The 13,326-nt window shown below is 65.5% G+C and carries 8 protein-coding genes; 4 read left to right on the top strand and 4 right to left on the bottom strand.

Going from position 1 to position 13,326, the window contains the following annotated elements; genetic code table 11:
- Window positions 1-108: 108 nt before the first annotated feature.
- Window positions 109-1,185 (bottom strand): LacI family DNA-binding transcriptional regulator, encoded by a 1,077-nt coding sequence (locus HWN72_RS22085; RefSeq protein ID WP_248006234.1) that lies wholly within the window; start codon window positions 1,183-1,185, stop codon window positions 109-111.
- A 112-nt stretch (window positions 1,186-1,297) separates the two neighbouring features.
- Between HWN72_RS22085 and HWN72_RS22080 the strand changes: the two genes are divergently transcribed.
- Together HWN72_RS22080 and pelA are read left to right on the top strand one after the other, a co-directional pair.
- On the top strand, window positions 1,298-3,898 hold the full coding sequence (locus HWN72_RS22080; protein WP_248006237.1) for a glycoside hydrolase family 3 C-terminal domain-containing protein: 2,601 nt from the start codon (window positions 1,298-1,300) through the stop codon (window positions 3,896-3,898).
- Window positions 3,899-3,921: 23 nt separating this feature from the next.
- A complete protein-coding gene (gene pelA / locus HWN72_RS22075) occupies window positions 3,922-5,211 on the top strand; it encodes a pectate lyase (RefSeq protein ID WP_248006233.1) in 1,290 nt (429 codons plus the stop codon).
- Between the two features lie 862 nt (window positions 5,212-6,073).
- Here the strand turns inward: pelA and HWN72_RS22070 are convergent.
- Window positions 6,074-6,907, bottom strand: a complete 834-nt coding sequence (locus HWN72_RS22070) for an IS5 family transposase (RefSeq protein ID WP_211151378.1) — start codon at window positions 6,905-6,907, stop codon at window positions 6,074-6,076.
- Window positions 6,908-7,223: 316 nt separating this feature from the next.
- Here HWN72_RS22070 and HWN72_RS22065 point away from each other — a divergent pair, with 316 nt between their 5' ends.
- Both HWN72_RS22065 and nhaA read left to right on the top strand, forming a co-directional pair.
- Window positions 7,224-8,540 (top strand): chloride channel protein, encoded by a 1,317-nt coding sequence (locus HWN72_RS22065; RefSeq protein ID WP_248006232.1) that lies wholly within the window; start codon window positions 7,224-7,226, stop codon window positions 8,538-8,540.
- Between the two features lie 300 nt (window positions 8,541-8,840).
- A complete protein-coding gene (gene nhaA, locus HWN72_RS22060; protein WP_211151377.1) occupies window positions 8,841-10,037 on the top strand; it encodes a Na+/H+ antiporter NhaA in 1,197 nt (398 codons plus the stop codon).
- Here the strand turns inward: nhaA and HWN72_RS22055 are convergent.
- Complete coding sequence (locus HWN72_RS22055; RefSeq protein WP_211151376.1) at window positions 10,012-11,733, bottom strand: SLC13/DASS family transporter; 1,722 nt, start codon at window positions 11,731-11,733, stop codon at window positions 10,012-10,014. The two genes, nhaA and HWN72_RS22055, sit on opposite strands and share 26 nt — an antisense overlap.
- Window positions 11,730-13,304 (bottom strand): DUF389 domain-containing protein, encoded by a 1,575-nt coding sequence (locus HWN72_RS22050; RefSeq protein ID WP_211151375.1) that lies wholly within the window; start codon window positions 13,302-13,304, stop codon window positions 11,730-11,732. Before HWN72_RS22050 ends, HWN72_RS22055 begins: the two co-directional genes overlap by 4 nt.
- Window positions 13,305-13,326: the final 22 nt, after the last annotated feature.

The raw sequence follows: 13,326 nt of genomic DNA, 5'->3' as shown, positions 1-13,326 counted from the left end.
AATTTTAGATAGCGCTATCATTCAAACAGGGAGATGCGCAAGAGGCTTGGCGGGGAGAACGTCAAATCAGTTCGGTCTCGCTCCCTACCCTTCGTGAGGGCGATCGGATCAAGCCAAAGGCGCCGCGTCGGATTCGCGGCGGATCAATTCGAAGCTCATCTGCCGGTGCCGGGGCGCCAGACGGCGTCCATCACGGGCGGTGCGGATATCCTCGACCAGTTGCAGCACCGCCGCGCGCGACATGTCGGCGATGGGCTGGCGGATCGTCGTCAGTTCCGGCCAAGTCGTGGTCGCCTGCGGAGCATCGTCGAAACCGACCACGGTGAGGTCGCCGGGCACGTCCAGCCCCATGCGATGCGCCACGGAAACCACCGCCGCCGCCATGTCGTCGTTGCTGGCGAAGATCGCGGTCGGCCGCTCCGCCAGCGCCAGCAGTTTCTGCGCCGCATCAAGGCCCGACCGATAAGTGAACAGCCCCTCCACCACCAGCGCAGGATCCGACACCAGCCCCGCCTCCCCCAGCGCATCGAGGTAGCCGTAGAGGCGCAGCGCCGAGGCGGTCTGATCGGGATTGCCCGAGACGAACCCTATCCGTTCATGCCCCTGCGAAAGCAGATGCTGCGTCATCGCCGCCGCCGCCGCGCGGTCGTCGATGTTGACGGAGGAGAGGAACACCGGCGGCCGCCCGGACGCCACCGCGACGCCGGGAACCTCAGCCTCCTGCAACAACCGGTGAATGTCGTCGGCATCGCAGAGCGGCGGCGGCAGGATCAGTCCGTCGACCCCGTTGTCGATAAGCCGCTGCACGATTTCGGCGCGCTCTTCCTTCTTCTCGCACAACTGCACGACCAGTTGCACGTTGGCCCGGCTCGCCTGATCGAGACTGCCGACGAGGAATTCGTTGAGGTAGCCTGCACTGGGATTGCTGTAAAGCAAGCCGATGCGGATCTCGCTCGCCGCCGCAAGGTTGCGGGCGGCGGCGCTGGGGGAATAGTTCAGCGCCTTGATCGCGGCCTCGACCCGCTCGCGCGTTTCCTCGCGCACGTTGGCCTTGCCGTTCATCACGCGCGATACCGTCATCAGCGAGACGCCTGCCTCGCGCGCCACGTCGGAGATGGTGTTGCCCGCACGCGAGCGGCGCGAGGAGCGTGGGCGCATGGGCGATCCGTCGATATCGTCTGCCATGCGTGCCCCAACTCCCTGCCTGAACCCTCGCTGCTAACGCGGCAGCAAGCGGCTTGCAATGTGATCGCGTGATTGATAGCGCTATCAGTCAATAACAGGGGAGAGCATCGTGATGCACCGAATCGGGCTACTGCTGAGCGCGGCGACCATCGCCCTTCCGACCATCGCCAGCGCTCAGAAACCCAGCGTCGCCGCGCTTCAAGGCCGCGCCGCTGAGATGGTCCGCGCGATGACGCTGGAGGAAAAGGCCGCGCAGCTCAAGTCGGAAGCTCCGGCGATCCCGCGCCTCGGCATCCCGGCTTACGACTGGTGGAGCGAGGGCCTGCACGGCGTCGCCCGAGCCGGGGAGGCGACCGTGTTTCCGCAGGCCGTCGCCATGGCCGCCACCTTCGACGCGCCGCTGATCGAGCAGGCCGCCGAAACCGTCGCCACCGAATTTCGCGCCAAGTACCGCGAGACACTCGGCCCCGACGGCAGCTCGAAGCGTTATCGCGGGCTCACCGTCTGGTCGCCCAACATCAACATCTTCCGCGATCCGCGCTGGGGACGCGGGCAGGAGACCTTCGGCGAGGACCCCTTCCTCACCGGCCGCATGGGCGTGTCCTTCGTGCGCGGACTGCAGGGCAGCGACCCTGCGTTCTACAAGACCGCCGCCGTCGCCAAGCACTTCGCCGTCCATTCCGGCCCCGAGGGCAACCGCCACCGCGAGGACGTCCACCCCTCCCCCTACGATCTGGAGGACACCTACCTCCCCGCCTTCCGCGCCACGGTGACGGAGGCGAAACCCGCCGGGATCATGTGCGCCTACAACGCCATCGACGGCGTGCCCGCCTGCGGCTCCCCCCTCATCGCGCAGCGGCTGCGCGGGGACTGGGGCTTTGCCGGACATGTGGTAACCGACTGCGCGGCCATGGTCGACTTCTTCAACCCCGAGGCCCACGCCTACAGCCGCGACCCGGTCGATGCGGCGGCGAGCGCGGTACGCGCCGGAACCGACCTCATCTGCGTCGAGTTCGGTCGCGACAAATCCTCCGACCCCGCGATCATCGTCGATGCGGTGCGCCAGAACCTGCTGCCCGAAGACGTGCTCGACCGCGCGGTGGAGCGCACCCTCTCCGATCGCCTGCGCCTCGGCCTGCCCGGAGAGACGACGCCCTATTCCGCCATCACGCCCGCGCAGAACGACACCGTCGCGAACGCCGAACTCAACCGCAAGGTCGCGCGGGAATCGCTGGTGCTGCTCAAGAACGATGGGCTGCTGCCGCTGGCGAAGGCGCCGCGCTCGATCGCGGTGATCGGGCCGAACGCGGACAGCGTCGATGCGCTGGTGGGCAATTACAACGGCACGCCGTCGAAGCCCGTCACGCTGCTGGAGGGCCTGCGCCAGCGCTTCCCCGAGGCGCGGATCGACTACGTGCAGGGCACCGGCCATGTCGGCCCACCGCTGAAGCCCGTGCCCGGCGCGGTGCTCTGCGTCGATGCGCGGTGCAGCGCGAGGGGCGTGACCGTCGAGGAGTTCGCCGGAGCCGGGACCACAGGCAAGCCCCTGTCCCGCCGCACGAACGCCGACGTGCGCTTCGACTGGGGCCGCCCTGCCCGCGCGCAGCGCAGCACCGCGATGCGCTGGAGCGGCTGGATCGTGCCCGAGGCGACCAGCGAATATCACTTCCGCATGAACCTCGACGACGGCTACCGCATCACCGTGGACGGGCGCGAGATCGCCGATGCCTGGGACCTCGGCGACCCGCCATCGATCCACAACGACGGCGTCACCCTCACCGCAGGCAAGGCGTATAGCATCGTCATCGAAGCTCGGCAGGAGGGCGATCGCGGCGACCAGTCGCTGCTCTGGACCGACATGCGCGAACAGGAAGGCGCCGCCGTCGAGGCCGCACGCAAGGCCGATCTCGTCGTCTTCGCGGCGGGCCTCAATTCGAAGCTGGAGGGCGAGGAAATGCGCGTCAACGCGCCGGGCTTCGCGGGCGGCGACCGCACCAGCCTCGACCTTCCCGCACCGCAGGAGGGGCTGCTCGAAGCGCTTCACGCGACCGGCAAGCCGGTGATCCTCGTGCTCATGAACGGCAGCGCGATGAGCGTGAACTGGGCGCAAGGGCACCTCCCCGCCATCGTCGAGGCTTGGTATCCCGGCGGGGTCGGCGGGCGCGCGGTGGCGGACATGATCGCGGGCGACTTCAGCCCGGCCGGCCGCCTGCCGGTGACCTTCTACGCCTCCGCCGAGCAGCTTCCGGCCTTCGGAGACTATGCCATGAAGGGGAGGACCTACCGCTATTTCGCGGACAAGCCGCTCTATCCGTTCGGCCATGGGCTCAGCTACACCAGCTTCGCCTATGCCGCGCCCAGGACCACGAAGCAGGTCGTTGCGGGCAAGGCGCTGGAAGTCTCGGCGACGGTGACCAACAGCGGAGAGCGGGACGGTGACGAGGTCGCGCAGCTTTACCTGCGCCATCCCGGCGGCACCGCGCGCCATGCGCTGCAGGGCTTCACCCGCATCCACCTGAGGCCCGGCGAAAGCCGCGAGGTGCGCTTCATCCTCGATCCGCGCGCGCTCAGCACCGTCGATGCGGCGGGGATGCGCCGCGTGATGCCGGGCGAGATCGAGATCTGGGTCGGCGGCGGCCAGCCCGATACCGGCGCGCCCGGCGGCTGGGCAAAAGTCCGCGTCACCGGCAAGTCCGTGCCGCTTCCAAAATAACGACGTTCGAGGGAGAGAGAACCATGCGCAACCTGAAAGCCCTGCTCCTTGCAACCACTCTCGCCGCCGCGCCGCTGCAGGCCGCGACGATCGGCACCATGACCCCGGCCGAGCCGGTCACCGCCGCGCGGATCGATGCCATGCCCGCCGCGCAGCAGCAGGCATGGGATCGTTACCTCGCCCGCTCGCAGGCGCTGATGGCGGCGGACAAGGCGGCGCTGGCGGCCGAGCGCAAGAGCCATCCGGCGAGCAACCCGCCCTCCGGCCCCTCGGGCGGGGGCGGGATGCCGATGGACAAGCCCTCCGCCTGGTACGCCGGGGCGGAAGCGCGGCGCATCGCCGCCACCGTGGTCAGCTTCCAGACCCCGGCAGGCGGCTGGGGCAAGAACATGGACCGCTCCGGTCCGGCGCGCCTGCCCGGCCAGAACTGGGTCCCGCACGAGAACCTGCCCGCCAACGCCCGCGAGGACATCGTCAGCGCCAGCGAGGAATGGCGTTACGTCGGCACCATCGACAATAACGCCACGCTGGACGAGATGCGCTTTCTCGCCCGCGTTCAGGCGCAGGCGCCCGGCAAGGACGGCGATGCGCTGCGGGCCTCGTTCCGCAAGGGGCTGGGCTATCTCCTCGAAGCGCAGTTCCCGAACGGGGGCTGGCCGCAGGTCTATCCGCTGCAGGGCGGCTATCACGACGCGGTGACCTACAACGACGATGCCATCGCGCAGGTGCTCGCGCTGCTGGGCGAGGTGGCCGCGCGCAAGGGCGACTTCGCTTTCGTGACCGCTCCGGAGGCCGCGAGCGCCAGGGCAGCATACGATCGCGGCATCGGGGTGATCCTCGCCACGCAAGTGCGGGTGGGCGGCAGGCTGACCGGCTGGTCGCAGCAGCATGATGCACTGACGCAGGCGCCGGTCGGAGCGCGCAACTTCGAGCCCGCCGCGCTGTCCAGCAACGAGAGCGCGCGATTGCTGGTCCTGCTCATGGAGCAACCTTCGCCCTCGCCGCAGGTCGTCGCGGCCGTGCATGGCGGGGCGGCTTGGCTGCGCTCGGTCGCGGTGCGGGACAAGGCGTGGGGGCTGGCCGACGATGGCGTCGCGGGCAAGCGCCTCTTCGACAAGCCCGGCGCCGGGCCAATCTGGGCGCGGTTCTACGACATGGCGACAGGGCGACCGGTCTTCGGCGACCGCGACAAGTCGGTCCATGACGAGGTGAACGAGATCAGCCTGGAACGGCGCAATGGGTACAGCTGGTTCGGCAGCGGGCCGGGACAGGCGCTGAAAGTGTATGAGACCTGGGCGAAGGGTCGGGAGTAAATCCTCCCCCTTGGGGGAGGAACTGGCACCCACCGTTCGTCATTGCGAGCGCAGCGAAGCAATCCAGGGCGGCTCAAGACTGCCCTGGATTGCTTCGCTGCGCTCGCAATGACGAGGATATGCGGAAACGCCCGCTGGCGAGTGCGGGCCGTTACGCCGGGGAAATCAACGCATCCGAAGGTAACATCGGGTCGGCGTCGGGAGCGTCCTCACCGGGACGCGGGGTTTTGTTTTCCGTGAAGCTCTGGCGAGCGGCCGGGTAACTCACGGTGCAGCCCGGTTCGACCTGTATTCCATCGGACTTGTCCCATGTGGCCATCGTTAGGGTTCGCAGCGTTATCGGCCGAAGGCTATCCGGGATGGCCCTCCCATGTCCTGCCGTGTGTCGCAGGAACGTATGGACGGCGTTTCCGGTAGCGCAGAGACAGTCCGGGTCTTCGATGGGCGCGTGGTTTGCACAGCTGCGGCTTGAAACCGCATCCCGGCCCACGACGCCGACCCGATACACCGGAGCGACGTGATCATTCGCCGCTCCGGATGCTGGGCTATATAACCTATGTGGTTATAAATGTCAACAAAAAGCGTGCCGCCGCGAGGGTGAGCGACGGCACGCAGGGGAGTAGCCTTCAGATCGGAACCGTGTTCAGAACTGGGCGCGCAGACCCACGCGGTAGACCGGGCCGGAACTGGAGTAGTTCGCTACTGGTCACACCAGCGAAAATGGGAAAATATCGATGATATGGGCGGATGCGTCTTGCCCCTCGATCAAGCACTCGACCACGTTGCTGAAAACAGCATCTTCTGGACCTGGACCTGACCAAAAACGTACAAAGTCGAGCTAAGTGCCTGATTCAGAAGTTTCTCAACCGTAGCAATATCTTGCAGTTCTGCGGGTGAGCATGCGGATGGAGGCTATTGTTGTCCATGCCGTGGAGGATGCGATGGTGGTTTCCCAATCCTTGGCGAGGCGGCGGCATCGGCCAAGCCATGCGAAGGTGCGTTCGACGACCCACCGCCGCGGGAGAACCTGGAAGCCCTTCGCGTTGTCCGAACGCTTTATGATCTCGATCGTCCAGGCCCCTGATCCGGCGAGGGCAGTACGGAGCTTGTTGCCGGCATAGCCCCCATCGGCAAAGACATGACGTAGCCACGGGAAGCGTTTCCGCACGGCCTTGAGGACATCGACGGCACCGTCGCGGTCCTGGATGTCGGCGGTGTGGACGAGGATGAAGATGAGAAAGCCGCAGGTGTCGGTCAGGATATGCCGCTTGCGGCCCTTGAGCTTCTTGCCCGCGTCATACCCGCAAGGGCCGCCGCTTTCGGTGGTTTTCACTGACTGGCTGTCGATCACACCGGCGCTCGGCGAGGCTTCGCGCCCTTCGATCTCGCGCAGGTTCATCACCAGCACCGTGTTCATGGCCTCGAGCAAACCGGTGTTGCGCCAAGCGTAGAAATAGCGCTGCACCGTCGAGACCGGCGGAAAGCATTTGGGTAGAAGCCTCCAGGCGCAGCCGCTGGCTGCTATGTAAAGCAAGGCATTCACCACCTCGCGCATGTCTGTCGTCCGACGTCGACCTCCGCGCTTGGCCGGCGGGATGAACGGCTCCGCCAAAGACCACTCACGGTCCGTCATATCGCTGGAATAGCGCAGTCCTTTCCGGCTATGCTCCTGCCGGGCAATACCAGTCCATGTCATTGATCACTCCATCTCTCGCAGGACGGACTGAATCACAACATACTGGTATTGCTCAACAACTTTCGAGGCGGGCTCTAAGAACCCATCCTTACCCATCGCTAGTTAGAAATATAAATGGCGGCCGAGAACAGCATGGCACTAGCTGTAACGCCGATGACTGCACCATAATTAAGAAAATCACGGCCCTTTGACTGTTAGTTTGCAAGATTTCACATACTGCCGAACGGTACTTCCTTCAGCAGCTGCCTGATAGACGAGGGTGGACTCAGGCTTATGAAACACCCATGAGGCTCGGCGAGCTTGTCCAGTCCGCAGTTTGAGTTTTCGTTCCGTGAAGCCGCTTACCCGCCTCCTCCCCCGGCGCTTTCGCGTCCTCCTGCGTCGCCATGGTCCGGAAGCGCTGATCTGGCGACGGCGTGTGGCCATTCTGGGCGGCGCGGTGCTGGTCGGGCTGGTGGCCCTGGTTTTCGCCGACATGGCGGATCGAGCCAATATGCTCTTCCAGTCGGCCTACCGCCGATGCTGGTGGCTGCCTTTCTTTATGACGCCGTTGGGCTTCGCGGGCATCGTCTGGGTGACCAACCGCATGGCACCGCTGGCGAGAGGTTCGGGCATCCCGCAGGTGATAGCCGCGACCAGAAATCCCGAAGCCGCCCTGTCGACCTTCGTGTCGGCGCGTGCGGCTATCGCCAAGTTCTTTCTGACGGCGGCGGCACTCGTCTTCGGCGCGTCGGTCGGCCGCGAGGGGCCGACGGTGCAGATCGCGGCGGCGATCATGGGGCGCATGCACCGGCTAATGCGCATTCCCATCCGCTCGTCGGTCTATATCGCAGGCGGTGCGGCCGGCGTGGCGGCGGCGTTCAACACGCCTCTGGCCGGCGTGGCCTTCGCGATCGAGGAACTGGCAGCGGCCTATGAGCAGCGGATGACGCTGCTGGTGATGGCGGCCGTCCTGATCGCAGGCATGGTGAGCCTCGGGCTGGCCGGGGATTACATCTACTTCGGAGAAATGCGTCAGACACTTCGCGTGACGCAGGCGATCATCGCTGCTCCCGTCGCCGGGATCATCGGAGGCATTGCGGGCGGTATCTTCTCACGGCTGATGCTGGCCGCAGGCGCGACGTCCTTCGCCCCCATGGCCTGGCTTCGGGCGCGGCCGGTGACGTTCGCACTTGGATGCGGCGTGGTCGTGGCGGTGATCGGGGCCTTCACCGGGCTGACCTGGGGCACGGGCTATGAGACCGCTCACGGGATCATCGAAGGCCGCGCTGTGCCGGCATGGTTCGGTGCGGCGAAGTTCGTGACGACGCTGGCGACGGCCGTCTCGGGTCTGCCGGGCGGAATCTTTGCGCCGTCGCTGTCGATCGGCGCGGGCATTGGCGACCTTCTGCGCACGGTCTTCCCGGATTACTCGCCCGGTGCCATCGTGCTGCTGGGCATGGTCGCCTACTTCACCGGCGTGGTGAGAGCTCCGCTCACGGCGGTCATCATCATCTCGGAGACGACCGCGAGCCGGGGGCTGATGATGCCGCTGGTGGCCTCTGCCCTGGTGGCGGATTTCGCCGCGCAGTTCGTCTGCAAGGAAAAGCTTTATCATGGACTCTCGCAGCGTTTCCTGAAGGCGGCAGGCTGAGCAGCCTCAAGGCCGAGCTATCGGCATGCTCCCACAGGCAGTCAGGCAAATGAGCTTAGCTACCGAATTTGACTGACTGCCCGAATGTGGGACTGGACAAAGGTCAGCGCGAAATCGCTCACGATAATCCAACGGACTGATCGCAGATTCCGACCACATCGAGGCCTCGGCAAGTCGGACCGGGGTTGCGGCCCCGGGTGCGGGCTGCCAAGGATACGGCGGGTGTTCGCCATGTGGTGGGCAGGTTTCGCAGCATCGGTCGGGCCGCCGGTGCCTGATGATCTTTGCCCGGAGCTCCCGATGGTCCTTGCACGCCTCAAGTCCCCCAGCGCTCTTCGCCGTTTCCTGCATGGGCAGTCCTCTGCAGGTCTTTTTCTGATGGCGATGGCCGCCATCGCGCTCATGCTCGCCAACTCGCCCGCCGCAGCGACCTACGAAGCCCTGCTGCACAATCATCTCGGGCCGCTCTCGATCGCGTACTGGATAAATGACGCCTTAATGGCGGCGTTCTTCCTGCTCGTTGGCCTTGAGATCAAACGTGAGATGCTCGACGGTCAACTTTCCACATGGCCGCGCCGCATGCTCCCGGGCATCGCGGCCCTCGGCGGCATGGCGGTTCCGGCACTGCTCTTTTTCGCATTCAATACAGGGGAAACGGCCCGGGGTTGGGCGATTCCAGCGGCGACCGACATCGCATTCGCTCTTGGCGTAATATCATTGCTCGGCGACCGCGTGCCTGCGTCTCTGCGCGTGTTCCTGGCTGCCTTGGCGATCATTGACGATCTGGGTGCCGTAATCATCATCGCAGTGTTCTACACCGCCCAGGTTTCCTGGCCCGACTTGCTTGGCGCGGTGCTGGCCGTCGCGGGTCTCATGGCGATGAATCGTCTGCGAGTTCGCCGGCTGACACCCTACTTGCTGTTGGGCGTGGTGCTGTGGATCTTCGTGTTCCGCTCTGGAATCCATGCAACGCTGGCCGGTGTGCTGCTTGCGTTGACCATACCCATGGACGTGACGCCAAGCCGCTCGGACGGCGATGCCACCAGCCCTCTCCATCGCCTCGAACACGCCTTGCATATCCCGGTTGGCTTTCTCATTGTTCCTCTCTTTGCACTGGCCAATGCCGGGGTGCCCTTTCTCAGCCTGCCGGCGAATGCGTTACTCGCGCCGGTGACGCTTGGAGTCGCTGCAGGTCTGGTCCTCGGCAAGCCGATCGGCGTGTTTGGCTTTTCGCTGATGGCCACCAAGCTGGGGTTGGCGGATGCTCCGGCGCATGCCAGCCGGATGCAGATGCTGGGGGTGGCCCTGCTTTGTGGGATCGGCTTCACGATGAGCCTTTTCATCGCCCTCCTGGCGTTCCCGGGCGACGCTATCCTTCAGTCCGAAGCCAAAGTCGGCATTCTCGTCGGTTCATTGATTTCCGGATTTCTGGGCTTCTTGGTGCTGCGCATCGCGCACCGTGAAGTCCCGATCAGCCATACAGCAGCGTCAGCGTAATAGCCGCACAGGCTACCACAGCGACGACCAGCGGCGCGCCCATCCGGGCATAATCACTGAATCGGTAGCCGCCCGGTCCCATGACCAGAAGATTGTTCTGATGGCCGATCGGTGTCAGAAAATCGGAAGACGCGCCGATGAGCACTGCCAGCAGCGCTGCGTCTGGGCTGACATGAAGGAGGTTGGCAGCGTCGATAGCGAGCGGGCCCATGATGATCGCCGTCGCCACGTTGTTGAGGAAGATGGATAGCACCAGGGTGACCGAGCACAGTGCGGCCAGAACGACGACCAGCGGCAGACCCGTCAGCGTCTCCCCCAGCCACTGCGCCGCGATGGCGGCTGCGCCGCTGTCCTCGAAGCTCTGCCCCACCGGGATCATGGCTGCGAGCAGGACGATCACGCTCCAGTCGATAGAGCGGTAGATTTCCTCTGGCGGCAGTAGCCGCAACGCCGCGATCAGGACGGCGGCACCGGTGAAAGCTAGTGCGGGGGAGAGCCCGAGTCCGACAATGCAGGCAATCGCAGCTGCGAAAATCGCGATGATACCGGCTGCGCGGGCGTGAGCCGTCGGGACGGGATCGTGCCGGTCGATTTCCAGGACACGGGCACTGGCGCTGAACGCGCCAAGCTCTGACTGAGGACCGCGGATATAGAGCTGGTCGCCAGCACGTATGCGCATGTCCACCAACTGCCGCCGTTCGCTCGCCACGCGGGGGCCTACAGCGACGACCTGCAACTGCTGCCGGCTGCGGGTTCGCACTTCGTCGTATCCAAGCCCGATGAGCGGAGAGCCGTGTGCCACCGCGACGCGGACGGTGACGGCATCTGGCACATGGTCTGCGGGAACATCACTGGCGAGGCCGGCTATCGCCGCTACTGACCACTGGTTCCTGCGCGACACGACCAGCAGGCGGTCCCGCGCCTGAAAGTGGTCGACCCCGGCAATTGGCGCGATATCTCGGAAGGCGGCGAGCATCCGCGCTCCGGCAGCCCTGAGACGGCTACGCAGCTCATCAGCCTCCAGACGTTCATCCAGAACCGACAGCTCATATACTCGCCATGGCGGCTTTCCATCGCTGGAACTGCGCGTCCGCACCGGCAGCAGACGCCAACCCACCACGCACAGGTAGACAAGACCGACGACCGTCACCGCCACCCCGACGGGCGTCATCGTGAAGAAGCCGAAGGGCGTACCCAATCTCGCTTCCCGCACCGAAGACAGAATGAGGTTGGCCGGCGTGCCGATCAGCGTCGTCATCCCGCCCAGAATCGTTGCAAACGCGAGCGGCATCAAGGTGGCGGCCGGCGATCGCCGGGCCGTGCGCGCGATCTCGGCCGCGATCGGCATGGTGATGACCAGAGCGGCGATATTGTTCATGAAGGCCGACAACATGGCACCGACCACCAGAAGTCCGGCCAGCCGCATCGCGAACGGCGCATCGACCGGGATGACGCGGTTGGCGACGAGACCCGCCGCTCCGCTAAGCTCGATGGCACGCCCGACCACAAGCACCGCTGCGACCGCCATCACGGCAGGATCGGAAAATCCGGCAAAGGCGTCAGCCGGCGCGATAAGACCCGTCATGAGACAGGCGATGAGCGCGAGGAACGCGACCAGATCATGCCGCACGCGCTCGGATACGAACAGGACTAGCGTACCCAGCAGGATCACGGCGCTGACAAGGGCCGGGCTCAAGGCTGCTCCCCGCCTCCTTCAACTTCTCTTAGCGCAAAACGGCTTCCTGCGGCCGGAGCGGGCACCGCTTCGACGCCGTTCTCACGTAGCAGTGCGGCAATGCCGATAGCCCGCCGCTGGACAAGCGTGGGAGATTGCGGCGCATCGGCTGGAAGGCCTGGAACGGCGAGGACACGCACATTCCAGCGCCTGGCGGCCCATGCCGTCACCAGAATGGCCTCCCGCGCGGGAAGGTCGAGCGCATCCTGAGACCCTGTGAAGCTGATTGACGGGTATGCTATCTGCGGCGGAGTGAGCACCACGTCCCACCCATCGGCCTGAGCAGCAGCCCGCCGTTCCAGGGTGCGATATGTGGCAAGGGATGCGCCGGGAAGCGGCGCGGCGCTGGCCATTGCACGATGGTGATCGCGATCAATCGTCACGCTGTCGGACGATATGCCGGCGGTGAGGGCGAGCATCTGTGAAAGGCTCGCGATGCGCTGGGTCTCGATGGCGGCGGCATCGCCTGCCTGCCGGATTTCCTCACGCTGGGCCTCGATCGCACCGGCACCCGCTTCGAGCAGAACCTGATCCAGCCGCAGCTTGATCGGCTGCCCGAGCCGTGCGGTGAGATCGTCCTGCAACGCCGCGGTGCGCTTCATCTTGTCGCGAGGGGTGATGACCACAGCGCGAACCACTGCCGGCTGCGCATCGAAGTCAATGTCGAGCTGGGTCACACGTGCATCGGCACCGAAGCGTTCGGAGAGGAACGAGCGGGTCTGGTTGAGCGTCACAGCTTCCCCGGCGATCTGCTTGAGGGAGATGCCAAGCGGAATGGCCATTGCGACGAAGACGAACAACAGGACAAAGGTCTGCGTCCAGGTCTGCTGACTGGAGAGGTAATGCCCCAACCCGTAGAACCGCGCCATGATCATCGCCGACAAGGCGATCGTCACGAAGTTGGTGACGAACAGCGCGAAAGCGCCGCCAAGGACCGGCATGTTCCAGGTCGCGAGGCCAAAGCCGACGACGGCGAGAGGGGGCATCAGGGCCGTTGCGATGGCGACGCCGACTACGGTGTCGCCGCGGCCGCGGATGATCGCGAACGTCCCGGCAAGGGCTGCGAAGAGCGCGACCGCGAGATCGAAGAGGTTTGGCCGCGTGCGTGCGATGATCTCGCTGGTCGGCGCCTGGAGCGGTGATAGCGCAACGATAAGCGCCGTGAACAGCACCGCCGCGCCGGCACCGACCGCGAGCGCCGTCAGCGCCCGCCGCATCTCCTTGAAATCGAACAGGGCAAGACTGAACCCCAACCCAAGGATCGGACTCATGAGCGGAGAGATCAGCATCGCGCCGATCACCACCGCCGGGGAGGACAGCAGCAGGCCGAGGACCGCAATACCAGCCGACATCATCACCATGAACGCGTAGCGAGGTGTCCAGCCACTGTCCTCGACGATACGCGCCATCACCGCCTCGTGATCGACCCGCCCCACAACCGACCGGCGCCACCACCGGTAGAGCGCGACATGCTCCAGCCTGTCGTGAATGGCGCCCTCGGACACCGGCGCTGCCGATTGAAAAGCCGTCATCCCCGCCCCGTCTCGTTCCCGT

Source organism: Novosphingobium sp. HR1a, from assembly GCF_015594425.1.
Lineage (GTDB): Bacteria > Pseudomonadota > Alphaproteobacteria > Sphingomonadales > Sphingomonadaceae > Novosphingobium > Novosphingobium resinovorum_A.
The sequence above is the reverse complement of the archived record's forward strand: the minus strand, read 5'-3'. Positions and strand labels throughout refer to the sequence as shown.